We start from the raw sequence: 22153 nt of genomic DNA on the forward strand, positions 1-22153 counted from the left end.
TCGCGTCGCGAAGGCCCTCAGGCATTCCGTCCGCCGTTATGGCGCGGCCGCCGCGCGGGCCGCGGCGACGTCGGCCTCGAGTTGGGCCAGCAGTTCGTCCTGCGAGGCGAAGGTCTGCACGCCCCGCAGCCGGCGGGCGAACTCGACCTCCAGCGGCTGGCTGTACAAGGTCTCGCTGCGGTCGATCAGGTGAATCTCGACCTTGCGGACATGATCGCCGAAGGTGGGGTTGGGTCCCAGGTGGATCGCTGCCGCGGCGCTGTCGCCGTCGAAGTACGCTCGGCCGGCGTACACCCCGTCGGCGGGCAGCAGCGTGTCGATCGCCTCGAGGTTGGCCGTGGGAAAGCCGAGCTTCGCTCCGCGGCCGGCGCCGTGGGTCACCATGCCGCGGATGCGGTACGGGCGCTGGAGCAGTTCAGCGGCCAGGGCCACGTCCCCCGCAGCGACAAGCGCGCGGATGCGGCTGCTGGAGACGAGCTCGCCCCCGACGGCGACCGGCTGCACGACGTCGAGCGTCATCCCCGCCGTGGCGGCGAACCGGCCGAGCACCTCGACGTTCCCCGCGCGATCGTGGCCGAAGTAGAAGTTGGGACCCTCGACGAGCGCTCGCGCCCCGAGGGCGTCGACGACGATGCGGTCGAAGAACTCCCGAGCCGAGAGCGCCAGCAGCGCCTCGTCGGTGGGATAGGCGACGACTCGATCGACGCCGATTTCGGCCAGCAGTTGGGCTTTGCGGCGGGTCCAAGTGAGCGGCGGGGGGCAGCTCTCCGGGCGCAAGAGTCGCACCGGGTGCGGGTCGAAGGTGAACACGAGGGCGGGGCCGCGCAGCTCGCGCGCCCGCAGGAGCAATTGAGCGACGATGCGGCGATGCCCGGCGTGGACCCCGTCGAAGTTGCCGATCGCCACGGCGCCGCCGCGCAGCTTGGCGGGGAAGTCGGCAAGTTGACGAATGACCGGCACGCGAGCGATTCCGAAGTCGGCAACGGCGACGAAACCGCGATTATCCCGCCCGGGCGCCGCAGGGTCAACGAGGCGTGACAAACGGTCGTGATACCATTTGCAGCCTTTGGAAGGGCGGCTGGGGTCGCAGAGCAGCGGAGCCCAGGGGATCCGCTGGGGGCTCACTTCGTTCGACCCCAGCCACCCATCAATTTGGCAAATGGCATCACGACCTGACAAACGCGCGACCATCGGCAAGCCGTCACCCGCACGGTATGATTGAGCGAGCGAACAGGCCGGTTCACCGCGGAGGGCATGGGATGCCGCAGCAGCAGACGTATCTGAGTCCGGATCTTGCGCCCCGGTTGGCGGCGATTGACGTCGGCAGCAACAGCATTCGGCTGGTCGTCGCCGAGGCTCAGCCGGGGGGGCGCTACCGGGTGCTCGACGAGGATCGCGAGACGACCCGGCTCGCCCGGGCGCTGGCCAACGGCGGCGAACTCGACGAGGAGTCGATCAACCTGTCGGTCGCGGCGCTGCGGCGGTTCAAGGCCATCGCCGAGGGGCTGCACGCCGGGCGGATACGGGCGATCGCCACGTGCGCGGTTCGCGAGGCGACCAACGGCGCCGAGTTTTGCCGGCGCGTCGAGGAGGAGGTCGGCCTGCCGATCGAGGTGATCAGCTCGCACAAAGAGGCCGACCTGGCGTTCGCCAGCGTGCGGCGGCGGGTCGATCTCGCGGGCAAGAACACGCTGCTGGCCGACATCGGCGGGGGGAGCACCGAGCTGATCGTCGCCTCGGGCGAGGTCGTCGAGTCGGTCTACGCGACCCGACTGGGCGCCGTGCGGCTGGCCGAGCGGTTTGGCGCCGGGCAGGCGCTGGCCGGGGACGACTACGTGGCGATGCAGCGGTGGATCGACCGCGAGTTGAAGCAAATCACGGGGGGGAAAACCACGCCGCTCCATGGGCTGATCGGCTCGGGAGGGACTTTCACCAGCGCGGCGAGCATCGTGATGGCGGGGCGCGGATTGGCGGCGCTTCCGGCCGGCGGGTCCCAAATGTCGCGGGCCGAGGTGCGACACCTCGTCGACCGGTTGCGGAAGATGACCCCCAAAGAGCGTCGCGACGTTCCGGGCCTCAATCCCGATCGGGCCGACATCATCGTCCCCGGGCTGGCGATCATCGACCGAATCATGAAGCGGTTTCGCGTGAACAAGCTGCATGTGCACGCGTACGGAGTGCGCGACGGGCTGCTGTTGTCGATGATCGACGAGATGCAGGGCGCCCGAGACGCCGGGCCTCCGTCGCCCGACGAGCAGATCGACCGCTTCGCCGCGACCTGCGGGGTGGAGCTGCGGCACGCGAGGCACATCTCGCGGTTGGCGGTGGAGATCTATCGGGGCCTGCGCAAGTTGTTCGAGCTCCCCGCGGGGGACGAGCGGTTGCTCGCCGCGGCGGCGCGGCTGCAGGACGCGGGATACCTCATCAGTTACGAAGGGCATCACAAGCATTCGTATCACCTGATCCTCCATTCGCGGCTCGACATGTTTCGGCCGGAGGAACTCGAGATCGTCGCGAACGTGGCGCGGTACCATCGCGGGTCGGAGCCGAAGGGGAAGCACCTCAATTGGCGGGCCCTCGCGCCGGCGGCTCAGTTGCGCGTGGCGCAGATGGCCGCTGTGTTGCGGATCGCGGGAGGGCTCGATCGGAGCCACAATCAGACGGTTCACCGCGTGCGGGTGGAAGGGACCCCCGACCAAGTCGAACTGGCGATCGAGGCGGACGAGTACCCCGAGACCGACCTGTGGGCGGCGCGGCGACGGGCCGGGTTGTTCGAGAAGGTGTTCGCCGCGACGCTCACGATGGAGTGGGCGGGGGTGCGCGCGGCGGCGCCGGGGTGAGCGCCGGCCCGCGGCCGAACGTTCGCGGCTTAACGCGGCAATTCCATGAATGCCGCGGGAAGCGCATCGACCAGATCGCGGGCCGTCATCGACTGCTGTCCTAATCGCTCGGCGGCGACGTCTCCGGCGGCGCCGTGGAGGTGAGCGCCAAGTCGGGCCGCGTCCCACGCCGACAGTTCTTGCGCCGCCAGCGCCGCGATCACCCCAGTGAGACAATCCCCCGTGCCTCCCGTGGCCATGCCGGGATTGCCGGTTCGGTTCACCGCGATTTGAGTCGCGTCGGCGACGACCGATCCGCGCCCCTTGAGCACGACGACCGTGGCGCCGCTCGGGTCACGAGCGACGAAATCGAGCGCAGCGTCGATCCGCTCGGCCGGCGTCGTGGGGCGAGCGCCGACGAGGCGCTCGAACTCGCCCGGGTGGGGAGTCAGCACTCGCGGCCCCGGCGGGTTCTCCCACAGGCGCGGGTTGCGCTCGCTCGCCGCGGCCAGCGCGTTCAGCCCGTCGGCGTCGACGACCATCGTCCCGGGAATCGTGCGGTAGAGTTGCGCGACCAGTTCGGTGAGTCCGGCCGAGCGTCCCAGCCCCGGGCCGACGGCCCACACGTCGTACTGCCGGGCGGCCGCGGCGAAGTCGACGATGTTGGCGAAGTCGATGCATCCGTCGGCGTCTTCGACCAGCGGCACGGTCATCGTGCAGGGGTCGAACGCGGCGACGGTCGGCTGCACGGACCGCGGGGTCGCGACCGTGACGAGTCCCGCGCCGCTGCGGTGGGCGGCCATGGCTGCGAGCGCCGGGGCGCCGGCCATGCCCAGCGACCCGCCAACGACCAGCACGCGCCCGTAGTCGCCTTTGTGGCCGTCGGGCGCGCGGCGCGGCAACACGGGGAGCGGGTCTTGCGTGCGATCGACGGCCATGCTGCTTGCTCCGCGCTCACTCCGTGGCGCGCGAGGCGACCAGCCCCGCGAGATAACCGGCCTTGAACCCCGCGTCGATGTTGACCACCGCGACGTTGCTTGCGCAACTGTTGAGCATCGCCAACAGCGCGGCGATTCCGCCCAGGCTGGCGCCGTAGCCGACGCTCGTGGGGACGGCGAACACGGGGCACGCGACGTAACCGCCGACGACGCTGGGGAGCGCCCCCTCCATCCCCGCGACGACGACGATCGCCGCGGCGGATTGGAACTCGGCGAGCCGCTCGGGGAGCCGGTGGGGCCCCGCGACCCCCACGTCGAACACCATCGTCGCGTCGATTCCCATCCAGGCAAGCGTCTCGCGGGCTTCCTCGGCGACGGGGAGGTCGCTCGTTCCTGCGGCGATCACCGCGACGCGCCCCGGGCGGGCGCCCTCGGCGAGCGCCGCGGCCTCGCGGGGATCGATCCGCAGCGTGCGAGCCGTCGGATTGTAGGCGATCCCGGGGAGCAGCGCCGCGACGGCTGCGGCCTTGGCGGCGTCGATGCGCGTGGCGAGGACCCGTTGGTCGGCGGCGAGCAACCGCTCGGCGATTGCGGCGATCGTCTCGGGCGTTTTGCCTTCGCCGTAGATCACCTCGGGGAATCCGCAGCGGCGGCGGCGATCGAGATCCACCGTCGCGTGAGTCAGCCCGGCGGGACGCTCCGACGCGGCGACGATCCGCTCGTGCATCTCGCCGGGCGACAGGTCGCCGGCGAGCATGCGTCGAGCAAGTTGCGTGAGCTCTTCGGCGGTCATGACTGTAGTCTACTCCGCCGGGACGAGACGACGCCAGCGCGTGGCGTCGCCGCAAGGTTCGGAACAAACTCGAAGGCCGGTTTCCGGAAGGAACCGCTCAGGACGGCATTGCCGTCATTGGCGCCGGCGCGGCGATCACGCGGCCATGGCGACGTTGACCAGCTCGTCGCTGACCGCCTGGACGTCGGCCCCGTCGAGCGTGTGTTGCGAATTGGCGAATCCCACGAGCAGCGCCAGGTCGCACAGCCGATTGATCCGCCGGGGGACGCCGTGAGCGAGTTTGTGGGCGGTCGCCAGGGCGTCGGGCGAGAAGATGGTGCGCGTCGCCCCGGCTGCGGCGAGGCGGTGCTGGACGTAGGCGGCGGTCTGCTCGGCTGAGAGCGCGGCGAGCGTCACCTTCAAGTCGATCCGGTCGTCGAGCGCGCCGAACCGGGCGAGAATCGGCAACAGCGTCGGCTGCCCGCACAACACGAGCGTGAAGGCGGTCTCTCCGCCGGGGCGCAGGTTCAACAGCAGCCGCAGCGGTTCGAGCAAGCCCGAGTCCTCGAGCAGATGGGCTTCGTCGATCGCGAGCACGGCGTGCCGGCCGCTCGTGCGGTTCTGTTGGAACAGGTACTCCAAGCGGCGCAGACTCTCCTCGACCGTGTGTCGCGGCTGGGCCGTCGGCGGGGCGCCGAAGCGCTCGGCTAGGTAGACCAACAGGTCGCGCTCGCTCATTTGCGGGAACACGACATGGACCAACGGCCCGACGTTCGACGGCAGTTGCCCGGCCAGCGATTCGAGCAGCAGCGTCTTGCCGACCCCCGCCGGCCCCGCAAACGCCACGGCCGGCAGGCGGCTGTCGAGCGCGTAACGCAGCTTGTGCTCGGCGGCCTGAAACGCCTCGCCACGGAAGCAAAACGCCTCGCCGGGGTGTGATTCAAACGGCTTGCCGTTGAGTTGCCAATAGTCGAGGTACATGGGGGGAGGCGAGTGGTGATTTGGGGACTGGGGAGGACTGGTGATGTTCTTGAGTTCGCCATTCACCAATTGCCGTCAGCGGTGCTCCACGACGCCCAGCATGGCGGCGGCCAACTCGGGGCAGAGATCAAGGGCCGTCCGCGGCGCCGGGCCGCGAGCGGCGAGGACCACGGCGTCGAGTCGGCATTGGCGGGCGATTCTCCGGGCGATCGGCGCCTGGACGGGATCGGCGACGGAACCCAAGTCGACGAGCACCAGATCGTGATGGTAGCGCAGTACCCCGGCGGCCACCGAGGCGTGGATTGCGTCGAGCTTCTCCGCCGCGGGGACGCCCCCCTGCACAAGCGGCAACAGCGTAGCGTTGTCGGCCAGCGACAGGACCGAGCTCTCGGCGAGCGGCACGCGCCCGGCCAACACGTCCTCCCAGCCGAGATCGACTTCGAGTCCCAGTTCGCGGGCCAGCCCCGCGGTGACGAAGTCGCCGTCGACCAGCGCGACTCGCTTCCCCTGGCGGGCGGCGAGCCGTGCCAGACAGACGACCGTGGTCGTGCATCCCGCGCCGGCGCCCAGGCCTGCGACGCCGACGACCGTGCGGCCCTCCTCGCCCGCGGCCAGCACCGCGGCGATCGCCCCCTGCCAGTCGGCGACGCAACGATCGGCGAGCATCTCGACGGTCGGCGAAACGCGAAACGCGTCCACTTCGAGCGCGGGTCGAAACGCGGCGTCGACCAGCGGCGCCGATTGTTTGAGTTCCGACAGCGGTCGTCGTCCGCGAGCGGCCGGTTCGGCTTGGGGAGCGACGGCCGGCGCCGGCGAGGCGTACGAAGGCGCCCGCTCGGTCGCTGGGGCGACGCGCGGGAAGTGCGGACTCGGCGGCCCGATCACGGCCCCGGGATCGATGCGCGGCTCGATCGGCGCCATGCCGCGGGCGATTGCAGCCGGCGAAGGACCGACAAACGAGGTCCCGTCCGGCGGGTCGGAGGTCGCTTGGTAAGCGCGGAGAAAAGCTTGATCGATCGCGCTCATGCGTGGCTCGACGGTTGGATTCAGATGCAGGAGGCGGGCGAAGCCGCGAGGTTACCGCAACGCTGCGGCCCCGGACTCGACCGGACGTCGGGCGACGTCGACCTGGTCGGTACGCGACGGCAGGCGCGCGGCGTCGAACGGCGCCCGCCCGGTCGTCGGATAGGCCGCTGGCGCCGGCGCGGTCGCGACGGCGGACTGACTTGGGGACTCCGTCTCGCTCGGCGGCGGAAGCGGAGCGACGGCCAAGGCCGGACTCTCTGCGGCGGGCGCGGCGAACGAGGTTACAGGTTTCGCCGGGCCGGCCTGTCGCGCGACGACCGACGGTTCGGCGAGCGCGGTCGCAGACGCCGCGGACCGTGCGGCGATCTGATCGGCTGCCTCGTCCAGACTAACGCAGGTCAGATGATGCGCGGGGAGCGGCGCGTCGGTCTGGCCCGTGACGTTGACGGCTTCGGGCAGGCGGGCCGTTTGATCGGCGTTGACGCGCGACCACTCGCGGCGGAGCGGTTCGACGCCGCTGATACCCGGCGCGGTCGTCGGTCCGAGCATCAGCCAATACAACAGTCCGGCCGCCGCCACGAGCGCCGCGGTCACGATGAGGCTGGCGTACTGCGCCACGGTCGAGTGGGCGTCGAACGCTTGGCTCGACAGGGCGCGGGCGAGACGACTGCCGGCGGAGGTCGCTTCGCCCCGGTCGATCCGGCGTCGCAACGGGGCCGGCGGAGCGATCGGTGCGGGCGCGCCTCGCCGCTCCGGCTGGCGATAGGTTTCCAAGGGGGGCGCTGACGGCGCGACGGGAGCGAACTCCCTTTGTCGCAGATCGTCGTGTCGCCCGTCGAGGTACTGCCGCGCCGCAAGCGACGGTTCGTCGAGCGTTGTTCGCCTTTCGTCGCCGAAGCTGACATGATGCGGTTCGTCGACAGTCAGCGGCAGGTCGTCGGCTGCGGGGGAATCGAACGTCGGCAGCCGCGCGCCGTCCCCCTCGGCCAAGCGCGGCAGCCGCGCCAGCACCGGCCAAGCCGAGGCGCCAAGCGCCGCGGGCGAAGCCGACAAGTCGGGGCGGTGCGAAGCGGCCACGGCGTAGCATCCTGCTGAGCATTTCAATCGCCGGACGCCAAGGCGAATCATGCGATCCGCCGACGGCCGCGATTGTCGGCGCGCTGCCTCCATGCAGCGCGCAGGGACGACCCCAGAAGTCGCTATCGGCTGCGACTCGGCGGGTCTTGAGGATTGTTCCGATTGCGCGTGCCGTCGCGGCGGGTGCTAGCGGAGACTTGCCGGACAGCGAGCGGACACTGAGCTCGCGACACGGCCGGTTTCCGTCGTCAGTTGCTAGCAGATTGCTCGGCGTCTGTCGCCGGCGGATTCCGCCGCGAGCTGATTGGCCGACATTCCAGCTTGATCGCCATGATCGTACAAGTTTGCCCGCTCTTCCGACCGATTCAACGATCGGGCGATCGTGCGCTAGTGCCGCATCCCCGCTAGCATGTCTGTTGAAAAAGGGGACTGGTTCGCGGACCATCGCCCATCCTCTGGAAGCAGCAGTTCGTGAGCGTGCCAGTCCTCTTGTTCAACACGCCTTGCGACGACTGACCATGTATCACGCCCATTGGGGACTCGAGCGCACGCCGTTCGCCGCGGGGATCGACCCGACGGCGTACTACGAGGGTGCGCCGCAAGCCGAGGCGTTGGCCCGGCTGCGATTCTTCGTCCACGAGCGGCGCCATGCGGGGATCCTGCTGGGAGATCGCGGGGCGGGCAAGTCGCTGCTGTTGGCGATGTTCGCCCGCGAACGACGCGCCGCGGGCCAGACGCCCATCGAGTTGAATCTCGCCGGACTCTCGACCGGCGAACTCTTGTGGCAGTTGGCCAGTCAGTTGGCGATCGGGCCGCGGGCCGGCGAAGACGCGCCGCGGCTGTATCGTCGCATCGCCGACTGGGTCGCCGCGCGCCCGGTCGACGAACCGCCGATCGTACTGTTAGCCGACGACGCCGACCAAGCGGGGCCCGATGCGCTGGCACAACTCGTGCGGCTGGGGCGATTGGCTCCGCGAGCCGGGAGGCCGTGGTTGGCCGTCGTGTTCGCCGCGGCGCGGGCGCGTGCGGGCCGGCTGGGCGAGGCGCTCTTGGAAGCGATCGATCTGCGAATCGACCTCGAGCCATGGGACGACGACGACGCGGCGGGTTACGTGCAGTTCGCCCTGCTGGAAGCGGGATGCGAGCGGCCCCTGTTCGACGACGAAGCGTTGTCGGTGCTCCATGCCCTCAGCGGCGGCAATCCGCGCCGGCTTAACCGGTTGGCCGATTACGCCCTCTTGGGCGCCGCGGCGACGGGGCTCGACCAAGTCGACGCGGGGACCGTCGAGGCCGCTCACGACGCGCTCGGCTGGTCGACCGCGGCGTAGTCGGCGCAGCCCGAATTTCTGCGACAGAATCGCCGGCGAGGCGGGGCCTCGCGGCTGGAGCGGTGACGGCTACGGCTCAAGACAAACCAGAGGCGGAAAAGTTCACTCGGAAGGCTCGGGAGCTTCGCCCAAGACGCGGCGGACCGTCGCCATGGCGTCGCGCAAGACGGCCACTTGCTTCTCGAGCGCAGTTTGGTCTTTCCGCACGCGCTCGAGGATGGTCTCGCTGGACGACTTGATCGTCTCGGCGCTCTTGCGGACCTGATCGAGGTTCTGAACTCGCTTCTCGATGTCGAGCACGGCCCGGTCGATGGGCTCAAAGTCGATCTGCTCGCGCTGGGCGTTCTGCCCTTGGCGGACGCACAGGGCGCGGGCGATTTCGAGCGCCGCTTGCAAGTAGGCGTCGGTCGACGGGTCCTCGGCGTCCCAAACCACGACCACGTCCGTGCCGTAGCGGGCCAGCGGGGCGAGCCCCGCCGGAGCCGTGGCGCGGCTGAAGACGAACACGCCGTGGGCGGCGCCGCGGTTCTTGCGGGCCAGTTCAATTTCCTCGCGGGCCCCGGCGAGCGTCTTGCTCGTTTCCTCTTTCGCCTCGACGACGATCCGCGCTCCCGCGGCGGCGCAGTCGGGGCCAAGCTCGACGACCGCGTCGCCCACCTTGCGGTTCTTGATGAGCCCCGTCGTAGCGCCGGTCGCCTCGCAAATGTCGCCGCGGCGGTAGGCATCCTGAGCGACGAACTCGACGACCGCCGCCTCGAACGTCGCCCCGTGCTGCGTGCCGCGGGCCTCGGCCTCGCGCCGGGCGTCCATCCGAGCGAGCGACTCGCGGACGTCGCGCTGGAAGTCGGCGTTCGTCTTGACGTGAGCCTCGAGGATCGTGGTCAGCTCGGTCTTGAGCCGCCGCAGGGCCGACTGCTCATTGTCGAGCGAGAACTCGCTCGTGATGATGCGCTGGGCCCGGTCGACGTTCTGCACCAGCCGACTGAGGGCCGAGTTCTCCTCGTCGAGCGAGAATTCCTTGACGACCTCGTCAATCTTGTCTTGCAAGTTTTTCGACAGATCGCCGTGTTTGGCGGTCAGTTCGCGCACCAAGCGGGCCAGGGCCCCCTCGGAGTTGTCGAGCGAGAATTCCTTGAGCAGCCGCTCGCGCTGCTGCTGCAACTGCGCCTCGACGTTCGACCGCAGCATAGCCAGCAGACCTTGCGACTGGTCGGGGCTGAGCACCTTCATCAGGGGGCTTGTCTCGCCGATGTGGGCGAGCAACGTGCGGGCAAGCTTCGAGTCGTCGCCGTCGAGCAGCCCGCGCAGCAGCCGGGCCAACTCGCCGTCGTCGGCCGTGAGTCGCTGGACGCGCTCGGTGAAGCGTCCTTCCTTGGGGTCGAAGTACTCCTTGAGCGATCCGGCCAGCCGGTCGTGGGCCTTGGCGGAGTGCTCGCCAAGCTGCCGGGTCATCGCCTCCAGCATCCCTTTCATCTCGCGTTGCAGCAGGTCGGCGTCGAGCTGCGTGCTCGCCCGGCGGAGGGCCAGCACGCCGATCTTGAGGGCTTCGAGGGCGAATTCCTGCCGCGCGGGCCCCGGGGCGTGTTTGACAAGCTCCGCGACGACGTCGCGATCGACGACCCGGAGCGACAGTTCAATCGCCCGCTGGGCGCCGACCGATTCGAAGCCTTCCAGCTGCGTGTCGTCCGTCCCGTCGTCGGGCGAACTCTGCGCGTCCAGGTCGAGTCCCTTGAGCAGTCGCGACATCGGTCATCCTCCTCCGCACGCACGAACGAGGCCGCAGGGCCCCATGAACAGCCGTATATCAGTATGCCGCGTTGCGCCGCCCGAGGCAATGGCCGCACCGGCGGCTCGAACATTCGCCTCGTTGAGTGGTTCACTCCGGCACGAACTCGATCGTGTCGAGCGACAGTCGCAACGTGCGGCCGGACGTTTGGCGGTCCGACTCGAGGAGAAGCGAGTCGACGTACACGTTCGGGCCGTCGAGGCGGCCGTTGCCGCCGCTGAAGTTCGACCACTGGTCGGGGTCGGCGAGGTCCCACTCGTAACGACGCCACCGGCCGTCGGCGACGATTGGCCGCGGGGCGCTGCGTTCCAGCCCTGTCGCGCCGGGGGCGCCGTCGTCGAGGGCGATCGCGACGGACAGCCCGGGGTCGCTCGTCTTGATCCGGCAGGCGATCCGGCCGCGGGGCGGCAAGGCGTGGGGGATGTGCTCGATCTCGACCCGATTGCGCGACGGTTCGCCCCCAGCGGAGACGAGCCGCACCAAGGCCGCGGGCGTCGCGGTGCGGACGAGCGTCAGTTGCAGGCACCCCGGTGCCGGGCGGCCGTCGGCGGGATCGTGCACGAGCGTGCTCGAAGGGGCGATCCCGCGGGTCGAGCCGCTCGACGTCGGCGTGCCGTCGAACCGCCCGGGGCCTGCGGCAAAGCTCTCCAGCACGGTTCGCGCAGCGAGCGTCGGCTCGGGGGGCGCCGCGGCGGGGCGCAGCGGCGCCGACAGCGGCTTGTAGGCGGGGTTCGGCTTGGCGAACGCACCGAAGTGATTGGCAACCAGCCGTTCATGCCCCGGGGCGTAGCTCGACGAACCGTCGCTGGGGCTGTTGACGGTGCGCGGGGCGCCCGCGGGGCCGTCGGCGAAGACCAGCGTGCTCGAGCCGCCGCCATCGAGGTTGATCGCATCCTCGACGCCAAACTCGAGGAGCAACTCGGCCATTTCGCCGGTGAGCATCCCCTCGCTGTACCCCGCTTGGCGACCGTCGACGACCAGGAAGTACAGCCGCCCGGCGTCCGCGTCGACGCCGACCGCCGTATGCGGGTTGAGCGTGCGCGAATAGGGATCGTCGGAGCGGAGGACCTGCCCGTCGCGCAGCAGGCGGATGTTGCCGCTGACCGCGTGCCAAGCGTCCGCCGGGACGTCGGATCCCGAGACCACCAATGCCCGGTCGTCCTTCGTAGCGATTAGCGCGTGGCGGAACGCCGGGTTGTCGGCCAGGGGCGAATCGATTCGCCCCGCGCTCATCCCCAGCCCCAGCACGTCGGCGACGAGTCCCGTATCGGTCGAGTAGAAGTCGCCGTTGATCGCAACGGCCAGCTTGTGGGCGGCCACGAAGTCGCTCGTCGTGCGGCGGGCGTACTCGTGCGGCTCGTCGCCGTTGCCGGGCGCGGCGAACAGCGTCACCCCCGGCGCCGCGGGATCGATCTCGACGAGGTGAATCGCCAGCGGCCGCGGCAGAATCGCCCGCTGCGGAGGATCGGGCCCTTGGACGATCTGGTAGTACGTCACCCCGACGAACGGCTCGGCGGTGCGGGTGATCGGCGCCAGCCGGGCGGGGACCTCGGCCATCGCCGGGATCGACGCAGTCCAACAAGATAACAAGCTGAGAGCGGTTTGAAGGCGAAACCGTCGGCCGCCGCGCCGTTGCGCAGAGCCATCGTGGACACGGCAAACCATGAGTGCACGCCCTGGGAGCGACGACGCAAAACGACGACACGCTTCAAAGTACGTTGCCGCGACGGCGGACGCCACCGCGATCAGGGCGAGTTTCGCGCCGTGGAGCAGCGGAATCTGTTTGGACGATCTTGGGGCGACATGCGAGAATGTGTCCCCAGACGCGAGATCGACAAACCGTCAACCGGCAGCGGGGCGAACATGACTCGACGAGGAACGATCAATCCGGCGACGGCCGTCGTGCTCATTCGGCTGATGGTCGGAGCCGTGTTCGTCTCGGAGGGGACTCAGAAGTTTCTCTTCCCCGCGGAGGTCGGCTCCGGGCGATTCGCGAAGATCGGGATCCCGTTTCCCGAGATCGTCGCGCCGCTCGTGGGCGGCGTTGAAATTGGCTGCGGTCTGCTCGTGCTGCTCGGCGCCTGGACCCGGCTGGCCGCGATCCCGCTGATCGTGATCATGCTGACCGCGCTGGCGACGACCAAGTTGCCGATACTGCAGGAGCAGGGGTTCTGGAAAGCGGCCCACGAATCCCGTACCGACTGGTCGATGCTGCTCGGCTCGATCTTCCTGCTGTTGGTCGGCGGAGGCACGCGGTCGGTCGACGAGCGGCGCAGCGTCAGATCGATCGCCGACGAGTGACGCGTTGCAGCGTCCTGAGGTTCTCTAGAGGAAAATCAGGCGCCTTGTCGCCGCTGGGCCGTAGCTGACGGGAACCTTGGCGCCGAGCAGTCGCAAGGAGACTCCCAATTCGCCTCAATGAGGACGCCAATGATTCAGGAGAATCGACCGCAAGACCACGTCCCGCGGCATGGCGAGCAGTCCTTGCTTGCCGTTGAGCAAGCGCAATCCGGCGAGAGAATAGAGAATTCAGCGAGCGTTTGACTGAGGCAGGACATTTTCAGCTACTCCCCCAATTGCCGCACAATGTCGTCCCAGGCGAGTTTCACCTGGCCGATGCGGCGGGCCAGGCGGTCGGCGCTGCTGACGTGGCTCAGCCGCGAGCGGGCTTCGGTCACTTCGTCCTCAAGCGCCGAGAGCCAGTCGGGGACGTCGAGACCGGCGCCGTGGGGTTCGCTGGCCAGTTCGGTGATCTCTTGTTCGAGCTCCAGGAACGCTTCATTGCTGCCCGGGACGCCGCGGTCCATGGCGGGGCCGACCATCGCTCGCACCCGGTCGATGATCGCCGGGCGGATGAATCGCTCGCTCAGGCGGTCGGCCACCGTGGCCAGTTGCATGCCGTGCTCGGCACAGAGTTCGGCGAGTCGGTTGAGGTGTTCGTCAGCGACCTCCGCGGTTCGCTCGGCGAACGCGCGGCGCCACATCTCGGCGGCCAGATCGCGATGCTGACGGACGAGGATTTCATGGGCCCAGACGACCGGTTTAAGATTCCAGGCGACCCGATCGTACTCGGCCCGCAGCCGCAGGAAGTCGACCAGGGCGTGCAGCATCTCGCCGTGATCGCTTTGGGTGGTCGTCGTGTTGTAGTCGCGGTAGGCTCGGTAGTTTTCGACGACCGTCTCGATGGCGATCGACAGCAGGTCGACGGCCGTCTTCTTGTCGAGCCCGCGGCCGATGGCGGCGAGGAACTTGTGAGCGTCGACCGCTTCGTCGTCGTGCAGCAGGCGATCGATCCAGGCCTCGACACCCTGGTGCAAAATGCCGCGCAGGTTGCCGAGACTGAGGAATTTTTGCGTGAACAGATCGGCGCCGTAGTCGGCGATGAACTGCGAGAACCGCCGCCACTCGACCTCTTCGGCCAGCTTTTCGACGATGCTTAGCCGCAGGGTGCGGCTGTGGCCGAGCCAGCGTTCGAGCTGCCGTTCGGTGAGCAGTTGCAGCGAATCGACGAGCATGTGATCGGACTGCCCGGCGGGTCCGCTTGCGTCCCAGGCCTCGGCCGAGGCGACCAGGGCTCCGACGACCGCTTGGTAGCCGGTTTCGAACAGCCGGTCGAACTCGGTGACGGCTCCCTGGCCGACGGGGTTCTCGGTTTCCAAGTCTTGGGCCAGGTCGAGCAGTTCGCACGTTTCACGGAGCAGGCCCAATTTGGGGAGCCAGGCGAGCAAGTCGTGCAGCAGCCGCTGAAACCCGCGGGCGATGACGATTTTGCGCGGTTCGCCGCCGCGGGCGTAGGGGATGTAGAGCAGCTGCCGGGGTTTGAGCGAGTCGAGGAATTGCGGCCACACCTCGCGAACTCCGTCCGCATCGCCGGCCAGTAGGGCCCGCATGAGTTGCACGCTGACCGCGTCGATCGGTTCGCCGAACTCTTTGGCCGCTTCGGCGGGGTCAGGGCGAGTCGTCATCAGCAGCCGCGCGGCGGCGGCCGTCTCGACGCAGGTGGCGATGATCCGCTGGACGATCGCTTCCTTGAGCGTCCGCAGCCGATCGAATTCGACGAGGGATTCGTGCGATCCCGAGGGCGGAGCGAATTTGTGCCGCCGCACATCTTCGAGCAGCTCGATCAGTCCGCGGTGATTCGCGGCGGCTTGACGGAGCCACTGGTCGAGCAGTTCGCGCCGCTCGGGGCTCTCGGCCTCTCCGCCCCAGGTGATCGCCGTGTGTTTCCATAATCGGGCGACCGTATTCAGAAACCCGAGTCGTTGTTCGAGACGCTCCGATTCGTATTCCCACTCGCTGAACAGCGGGTCTTCGCCGTCGTCGGCGAGGTCCCCCTCGACGCCGTCGTCGGTCGTGTCGCGGTAGACCATCTCCTCGTATGCGGCGCCGAACAGCTCGTCCGGCCCCTCGTCTTCGTCGGCTTCGTCCTCGCCTTCGAATTCGAGTTCCTCCGACTCGCCGTCGTAGTCTTCGTACTCGTAGTCGCCGTACTGCTCCTCGTCGGGGTCGTACTCGTCTTCGTCGTCGGCGTCGCCGAAGGGGATGTCGTCGTCGTCGTACGGGGGCGAGTCGTCGGCGAACAGTTCCGTCGGCGCCCGCCAGAACTCCTCGGCGTTCGCTTCCAGGAAGGCGAAGAACTTGGCCACTTCGTCCCACTGGTCGTCGCCGCGCGAGCGCTGTTGTTGTTCGAGCACCGCCAGCCAACGGAGGGCGAGGGGGTGCCAGGAGATTTCTCCTTCGTCGAGCGGGGTGCGCATCCGCTGATTGACCCACTGCATCATCAGAGCCCGCGAGGCGACGACGTCGCCGTGGTCGAGCAGCGCCTCGACGACCAGTTGGAAGGCCTTCGAGGAGTCGAACTGCTCGACGAACAAGGCCCAGAAGCCGACGTCCCCGGCCGCGGCGCCCGATTTGTGCCAGGCGTTGAGCGCCCCGGCCACCAGGTTCGCGGAGATCTCGATCTCTTTGCCGACCAGTCGTTTGACGCCTTCGACGGTGGCGGTGGCGTACTGGTCCCACCACTCGGCGAGCCGCTTCAGCAGCGTCTCGAAATGGCGTTCGTGTTCGGCGTCGTCGACCGCGGCGGCCTCGCTCCAGGAGCGGGCGCCCAGGTCGAGCACCTGCTCGACCAGCTCGATCAGCTCGTCGACGCGCCAATCGTGGACCGTGTTTTCCAGCGCGGGAAAGAGGCTGAAGTTCGCGGCGAAGCCGACGACGTTCCAGGGGTCGACCATGGCGCCGCACTCGATCCCTCGGCGGAGCAACTCCTCGACGGCGGCAAGCGCTTCGGCCGCGGCGGCTAGGTCGTTGCGGTCGAGCGCGTCGTGGCCGGCGGTCAGCCGGCAGTAGATGGCCGTCAGCATCCGGGCCGAGGCGACGCGGACCGCGGCGGCTTGGCGCAAGGCGCTCTCGGTGCGGCCCATCCGGGCAAATAACAGGGCCAGATGGACCCGCTGCAATTGCAGAGCCCGTCGCCGCGCGAGCTCGTGATTGAGGTGCTGCCGAGCGCCGCCGAACGGCTGCCGCAGTTTGAGCGCCTCGGCTTGGAGTCGCTTGCCCAACTCGCCGGGGGTCTTGGCGAGTTGCTGGGCGTAGAAGTCGTCGCGATACGCGGCGATGTGGGGCAGCAGCGTCGAGAGGGTCGTCGTCGAGTCGTGCCGTCCGGGGCCGTCGCCGCTGGTTCCCGAGGCCATGAGCATGGTCCCCGCAAGCACGGCGGCCGCTTCCTCGAGATGCTTGCTCCCGTCCGACTCGCTGCGCGACAGCAGGGCGTCCAGGGTGAGTTGCTGAATGACGAACCGCGAGTAGTAGCCGCTTTCGGAGATTTGGAACGGATCCCACATCCCGAAGTGATGATTGGGGCGGCGATTGGCCGGGTGATCGAAGTCGTACGCCCGGGGGTCGAGGGCGATCTCTTCCAGCCGATCGAGGTCGAACCACGCCCGGGCGAGGATCTCGGGGTCGGCCTCACGGAGGATCTCCAGGGCGCGCGAAAGGAGCGCCTCGTACCGCCCCGTGGCCACCCCGGCGCCGGCGACGAACAGCGGGATCGGTCGCACGTACTCGTGCGGATAGGGCTCGGCGCGATGGGACCCGCTCAACTGCGGCGTCGGGCGGTAGCCGACATAGTCGTTCAGCCGGTGGAGCGCCCCTTCGACAATTCGCTGCGATTGGTCCCACGGGGGGCCTTCCTGCAGGATCGCCTCGAAGCAGCGACCGATAAAGAACGGTCGCCATAGGTCGCCGGTCGGCTGGTGGTGGAGCAGGTCGCGATGGAACTCGCGATAGTCCGACAACAGTTCGGGAAGCAGGCCGACGACCGCGCGGGCTTGGCTGACGTCGGCGAACGCCCCTCCCGACGCCTGCAGTCGCTCGGCCGCGGCCGTGAGCCAAGCGACGATCCCCCCGGCCGGGTCCTCGGGGGCCGCCTCGTCCTCGAGGGGGCGCCACAGGTCGCTCAACCGGACGAGAAACCGCGGATCGCTTGCCCCGGCCGAGAAGTTGAGATACCCGACCGCCTCGTCCAGCAGCTTGGCTTCGCGCGGATCGGGCTGTCGGCAGGAATCGTTCACAGGGGCAACACGCGGGCGACTTCGCAACAGGGCCCAGGAGGCGCAGCGGGCGAATCGGGAGAAAGCAGAAGGGGTTTCATGGTACGGGACGCCCCCGCGGCTGGTCTAGGCGCCCCGGGGCCGAGCCGGGAGCGCCACTGGCAAGCCGATGGCGTCGTCCGAGGTTTTTCTCAGGCAGAGGCGCAGCGTTCGCAGGGCGACGTCGGAACGTCCCCGCAAGGGCTTGCTCGAAGCATCCGGCGGTTGGCGCCGACTCGGGCTGCTGGGAATCGGCCTTGAGCGCCGTTGGGCTGGGACGGTCTGTCGGACGACTTGATGCGACGCATTTGTCCGCGAGCTCCGCGTCGCGGCGTAAGGCGATCCCTACGTCGGTTCTGGAGGCGTGCGGGCCGGAGAAACCTGACCGGCGGTCTGTTCTGGTCTTCACAAACGGGCGAGTGGTTTGCACTATTGAGGGCCGTGTCTGCTCCGTTCGCCCTGACGATTGCCCGATGCCATCTTGCCTGATCACCGGCGCCAGCGGTTTCGTGGGGAGCAATCTTGCGCGAATTGCACGCGACGCGGGCTGGCGGGTCCGCGGGCTGATTCGTTCCGCCTCGAACGCCGACGAGCTTGAGCGATTGCACGTCGAACTCGTCTTCGGCAGTCTCGACGACGAGGCCAGTCTGGCGGCGGCGGTGCACGGGGTCGACGTCGTGTTCCACATCGCGGGGCGGACCAAGGCGCTGCGGCGCGAGGAGTTCGCGCGCGACAATGTCGAGGGGACCCGCCGCGTCGCCCAGGCGTGCGCCGCCCAGTCGCCGCCGCCGGTGCTGGTGATGACCAGCTCGCTCGCCGCGGGGGGGCCGGGGACGTTCGCCCAGCCGCGGCGCGAGACGGACGCTGCCGAGCCCGTGTCGCACTACGGGCGGAGCAAGCTCGAGGCCGAGCGCGAACTGGCCGCTGTCGCCGATCGCGTCCCCGCGTCGGTCGTTCGCCCTCCGATCGTATTCGGCCCGGGCGATCGCGCGTCGCTGCAGATGTTCCGGGGGATGAAGTTCCTGCCGCTCCACCCGACGCCGGGGTTTCGCCGGTGGCCCGTGTCGGTGGTCTACGTCGACGACCTGTGCCGGGGGCTGATCGAGATCGCGCTGCGCGGCGAGCGGGCGCCGAAGAGCGACGCGGGCGCAGCGTCGGGGGAGGGAGTGTACTACATCGCCGCCGAGCGGAACGTCACCTACGGCGAGTTCGGGCGACTGGCCGGCGCCGCAGCAGGGTGGCTGGTCGTTCCCGTGCCGCTGTTTGTCGCCGCCTTCTGGGGAGTCGGCGCCATGGGCGAAGCGATCGGCCGCCTGCGAAGTCGACCCTGCCTGATCAATCTCGACAAGGCCCGCGAAACGTCCGCCCGGGGATGGGTGTGCGACGACGCCAAACTCCGCAACCAACTCGACTATCGTCCCACGGGTTCGCTCGAAGAGCAGCTCGCGACGACGGTCGCTTGGTATCGCGAGCGGGGGTGGTTGTAGGGACAGAGGGCCCGTGGCAGTGGGCGGCGCGGGGAGGGAAGCGGTAAGATAGCGGTCAATGCGCGGGGAGCGACTGGGGGCGCGCTGGGCACGACTCCAGCCGCCCGTCGCCGACCCCCTCTCCCCGCCGACCACCCCCAACTCCGTCTGCTTCCCATGCTCGCCCAAGAACAACTTGCGATCTCCAACCTTGGCCCTTGCACGATTCCTTCGCCGTTGGGGCTGTCGACCGCCCCAGGGGACGGCTGCAGCGACTACATGCGGAACGAAATGCGGCTTCTGTACGAGCCGCGATTCTGTCAGGGGGACGAAGTCGACCCGTTGTCGATCGAACTCGCCGGTCCGCGGGAAGCGATCTACTTTCGCCCCGAGGAGTCCAAGGCGGCGATCGTCACCTGCGGCGGATTGTGCCCTGGGATCAACAACGTGATTCGGGCGCTCGTCCAGGAGTTGCAGTTTCACTACGGCGTGAAGCAGATTCTGGGAATCCGCTACGGTTACGCGGGGCTCAACCCGGCCGTCGCCCGGCCGCCGTTGGCGCTCGACGCCGAGGCGGTCTCGTCGATTCATCACCAAGGGGGAACGATCCTCGGCACGTCGCGCGGGCCCCAGGAGCCGCGCGTCACGGTCGACTATCTCCAGAGCGAGGGGATCAACCTGCTGTTTTGCATCGGCGGCGACGGCACGCAGCGCGGCGCTCACGCCATTGCGGAGGAGGTCGCGCGCCGCGGGCTGGCGATCGCCGTGGTCGGCATCCCCAAGACGATCGACAACGACGTCAAGTTTTGCTTCAGCACGTTCGGCTACTTCACCGCGGTGGCCGAGGCGGAGCTGGCGATCGACCGCGCCCACGTCGAGGCCAAGAGCGTGCTGAACGGCGTCGGGTTGGTGAAGCTCATGGGGCGCGAGGCGGGGTTCATCGCCGCGGCGGCGACGATCGCCAGCGGCGAGGTCAACTTCTGCCTGATCCCCGAAGAGCCGTTTGCGCTCGACGGGCCCAACGGGCTGTTGGAGCGCTTGCGGCGCCGGCTGACGGCTCGCGAGCATGCCGTCCTCGTCGTCGCCGAGGGGGCGGGGCAGCACTTGCTGGCTGATCTCCCGGGCGGCGTCGACGCCTCGGGCAACGCGCGATTGGGGGACGTCGGCTACTTTCTCAAAATGCAGATCGAGAACTTCTGCCGCGATCAGAACATTCCGGTGAGCGTCAAGTACTTCGACCCCAGCTATCAGATTCGCAGCGTCCCGGCCGCGGCGGTCGACTCGCTGTTGTGCGAACGATTCGCCCGCGCGGCGGTCCATGCCGCGATGGCCGGCAAGACCGACGTGCTGATCGGCTTGTGGCACAACCAACTGATCCACGTGCCGCTGGAGGTGGCGACGGGGCAGAAGAAGCAGCTCGACCTGGAGGGGGAACTGTGGGCCAGCGTCCGGGCCGTCACAGGGCAAGGTTTCTGGAACCGATCTGGGGAGTGACGACCGCCGGCCGGGCGAGGATCGCTCGACAGGTCGCCGACAGGCGGCCCCCTGGTCCGAACGCCGCTGCGAACCTGGCTGCTTCTCGCGTGTCCTGCGCACGTGCCTCGCAGTACAATGCTCGCGCGTCGCCGCCGGCCATCCGCCCCCGCCTGTCCATGCAAGCCTTCTTCGCCCGCTATCGCGCTGCTTACTCCGGCTTGCCGCGAGACGTGTGGGTCATGGCGATCGTGCTGTTCGTCAATCGCGCCGGCACGATGGTGCTGCCGTTTCTGACGCTGTACCTGACCAGCAAGATTCAACTGACCGAGGCGCTCGCCGCGCGGATGGTCAGCGTCTACGGCCTGGGCGCCGTCGCGGGGTCGTATCTGGGGGGCCGCTGGGCTCACCGCTATGGCGCCGTGCGGGTGCAGACGGTCTGCTTGTTGCTGTCGGGGCCGGCGTGTTTGTTGATCCCGCTGGGGTCGACCTGGCCGCCGATCGCGTTGAGCCTGTTCACCTGGAGCCTGTTCTCCTCGGCGGTGCGTCCGGCGAACGCCGCGACGATCGCCAAGCTGACGACTCCCGAGAACCGGATGCGGGCCTTCGCCCTGCAACGGCTGGCGGCGAACTTCGGCTTCTCGTTCGGGCCGACCTTCGGAGGGTTGCTCGCGACCTGGAAATACGGCGCGCTGTTCGTCGTCGACGGAGCGACTTCGCTCGCCGCGTTTGCGGCACTGGCCTACTGCTTTCGTTTCCAACGGCTCGCTGACCCGGAGGACGACGGCTCGGTTCCCGAGCCGCGGTCCCCGCTGGGCGATCGGCAGTACGTGCTGTTTATGCTGTTGGTGCTCGCCGGGTCGTGCGTCTTCTTCCAGTTCGGCTCGACGTACCCGCTCTATCTGCGCGATCGCTACGGGATGCAGGAGTTTCAGGTCGGACTGATGTTCGGCGTGAACACGATGATGGTCGTCGCGTTCGAGATGCTGTTGGTCGACGCCGTGAAAGGGCTCCCCCTGATCCGCACCGTGGGGTGGGGGACCTTTTTGTCGTGCCTGGGCTTCGGGATGTTGCCGTGGGGATCGTCCGCCGGCTTCGCCGTGCTGGCGATGGTCGTGATGACGATCGGCGAGATGCTGTCGGCGTCGCTGTCGGCCGCTTACGCGAGCAACCGGGCGCCCCGGGGAAGCGAGGCGCGGTACCTGGGCGCCTACACGCTGGTGTTGTCGCTGGCGTGGATGATCGGCCCCACGATCGGCGGCGCGCTGTACCAGCGCAGTCCCGATCTCATTTGGCATCTCGGCACGGTCGTGGGGATTGCCGCGTTGGCGGGGTTTCTCGTGCTGTCGCGACGGGTCGAACGCGCCGCCGACGAACCGCCGCTGCTGGTCCGGGAAGCCCCGCTCGGTCCCGACGTCGCCTACCCGGCGGCGCTGGAACTCGAAGAGGCGGTGTGATGCGGCGCCGGCTCAGCGGTCTTGCCGGCCTGCTCACCCCTTCGGCCGCTCCTCGAACCCCGCGTCGGCGATCGTCGCGGCGTTGAGCGGGCTGGTGAACTTGAAGGTGTTGATCACGTCGAACCCGATCACGATGAACCGCCCGCCGAGCGCATCGGGGACGTTGCGCTCCAACAGCAGGGTCTCGCCGCGGATCCAGAAGTTCTTAAACGGCGTCTGTTCGTTGAGCGTCGAGACGACGATCCCCGCGCGCGGCACGTTGGCGGGCCACGTCATGAAGAAGTCGCGCCAGGGGGAGTTTGTCGCAGGCATGGGGCACTCGCTGGAGCAGGGGGCGAACGTGAATCACCGCATCCTTTGCACTGTTCACGAGTTAAGTCTAGCTTGACGCCGCCGACGCGGCAGCCGACGACGAGTTGCCGGGCTGCGCAAGGCAGCTC

General features: G+C 68.7%; 16 protein-coding genes. 6 read left to right on the top strand and 10 right to left on the bottom strand.

Annotation, left to right across the window (positions count from 1 at the left end; all coding sequences use genetic code 11):
• Nucleotides 1-36: 36 nt before the first annotated feature.
• Complete coding sequence (locus tag KF688_09945) at nt 37-1191, bottom strand: bifunctional riboflavin kinase/FAD synthetase (protein ID MBX3425988.1); 1155 nt, start codon at nt 1189-1191, stop codon at nt 37-39.
• Nucleotides 1192-1259: 68 nt separating this feature from the next.
• Between KF688_09945 and KF688_09950 the strand changes: the two genes are divergently transcribed.
• Nucleotides 1260-2840: a Ppx/GppA family phosphatase gene (locus KF688_09950; protein ID MBX3425989.1), complete on the top strand. Its 1581-nt coding sequence runs from the start codon at nt 1260-1262 to the stop codon at nt 2838-2840.
• A gap of 29 nt (nt 2841-2869) precedes the next feature.
• Here the strand turns inward: KF688_09950 and KF688_09955 are convergent, their stop codons facing one another.
• The 5 genes from KF688_09955 to KF688_09975 all read right to left on the bottom strand — a co-directional run bounded on the left by KF688_09955 (nt 2870) and on the right by KF688_09975 (nt 7613).
• A complete protein-coding gene (locus KF688_09955) occupies nt 2870-3757 on the bottom strand; it encodes an NAD(P)H-hydrate dehydratase (protein ID MBX3425990.1) in 888 nt (295 codons plus the stop codon).
• Between the two features lie 16 nt (nt 3758-3773).
• Nucleotides 3774-4550 carry a nickel pincer cofactor biosynthesis protein LarB gene (gene larB, locus KF688_09960; protein MBX3425991.1) on the bottom strand — a complete coding sequence of 259 codons (777 nt, stop codon included), beginning with the start codon at nt 4548-4550 and terminating at the stop codon, nt 3774-3776.
• A gap of 135 nt (nt 4551-4685) precedes the next feature.
• The gene (locus KF688_09965) at nt 4686-5510 is read right to left on the bottom strand and encodes an AAA family ATPase (protein ID MBX3425992.1); all 825 of its coding nucleotides are present in this window, start codon (nt 5508-5510) and stop codon (nt 4686-4688) included.
• Between the two features lie 75 nt (nt 5511-5585).
• A complete protein-coding gene (locus tag KF688_09970) occupies nt 5586-6536 on the bottom strand; it encodes a hypothetical protein (GenBank protein MBX3425993.1) in 951 nt (316 codons plus the stop codon).
• Between the two features lie 51 nt (nt 6537-6587).
• Entirely contained in the window at nt 6588-7613 is a 1026-nt protein-coding gene (locus KF688_09975) for a hypothetical protein (GenBank protein ID MBX3425994.1), read from the bottom strand.
• A 518-nt stretch (nt 7614-8131) separates the two neighbouring features.
• On the opposite strand from KF688_09975, the gene KF688_09980 reads away from it, so the two are divergent.
• On the top strand, nt 8132-8941 hold the full coding sequence (locus tag KF688_09980) for an AAA family ATPase (GenBank protein ID MBX3425995.1): 810 nt from the start codon (nt 8132-8134) through the stop codon (nt 8939-8941).
• Between the two features lie 102 nt (nt 8942-9043).
• Here KF688_09980 and KF688_09985 read toward each other — a convergent pair whose 3' ends face one another.
• Together KF688_09985 and KF688_09990 are read right to left on the bottom strand one after the other, a co-directional pair.
• Nucleotides 9044-10687, bottom strand: coding sequence for a hypothetical protein (locus tag KF688_09985; GenBank protein ID MBX3425996.1), 1644 nt, complete (start codon nt 10685-10687; stop codon nt 9044-9046).
• 130 nt (nt 10688-10817) lie between these two features.
• Nucleotides 10818-12284, bottom strand: coding sequence for a phosphodiester glycosidase family protein (locus KF688_09990; protein MBX3425997.1), 1467 nt, complete (start codon nt 12282-12284; stop codon nt 10818-10820).
• A gap of 306 nt (nt 12285-12590) precedes the next feature.
• Between KF688_09990 and KF688_09995 the strand changes: the two genes are divergently transcribed.
• Nucleotides 12591-13028, top strand: a complete 438-nt coding sequence (locus tag KF688_09995) for a DoxX family protein (protein ID MBX3425998.1) — start codon at nt 12591-12593, stop codon at nt 13026-13028.
• A gap of 263 nt (nt 13029-13291) precedes the next feature.
• Here the strand turns inward: KF688_09995 and KF688_10000 are convergent, their stop codons facing one another.
• The gene (locus tag KF688_10000; GenBank protein ID MBX3425999.1) at nt 13292-17299 is read right to left on the bottom strand and encodes a hypothetical protein; all 4008 of its coding nucleotides are present in this window, start codon (nt 17297-17299) and stop codon (nt 13292-13294) included.
• A 491-nt stretch (nt 17300-17790) separates the two neighbouring features.
• On the opposite strand from KF688_10000, the gene KF688_10005 reads away from it, so the two are divergent.
• From KF688_10005 to KF688_10015, 3 genes are all read left to right on the top strand, one after another.
• Nucleotides 17791-18804 carry an NAD-dependent epimerase/dehydratase family protein gene (locus KF688_10005; protein MBX3426000.1) on the top strand — a complete coding sequence of 338 codons (1014 nt, stop codon included), beginning with the start codon at nt 17791-17793 and terminating at the stop codon, nt 18802-18804.
• Nucleotides 18805-18960: 156 nt separating this feature from the next.
• Nucleotides 18961-20277, top strand: coding sequence for an ATP-dependent 6-phosphofructokinase (locus KF688_10010; protein MBX3426001.1), 1317 nt, complete (start codon nt 18961-18963; stop codon nt 20275-20277).
• 158 nt (nt 20278-20435) lie between these two features.
• Entirely contained in the window at nt 20436-21713 is a 1278-nt protein-coding gene (locus tag KF688_10015; GenBank protein MBX3426002.1) for an MFS transporter, read from the top strand.
• A gap of 33 nt (nt 21714-21746) precedes the next feature.
• Here KF688_10015 and KF688_10020 read toward each other — a convergent pair whose 3' ends face one another.
• Nucleotides 21747-22025 (bottom strand): hypothetical protein, encoded by a 279-nt coding sequence (locus tag KF688_10020; protein MBX3426003.1) that lies wholly within the window; start codon nt 22023-22025, stop codon nt 21747-21749.
• Nucleotides 22026-22153 lie beyond the last annotated feature (128 nt).

It is taken from the genome of Pirellulales bacterium, from assembly GCA_019636345.1.
GTDB lineage: Bacteria > Planctomycetota > Planctomycetia > Pirellulales > Lacipirellulaceae.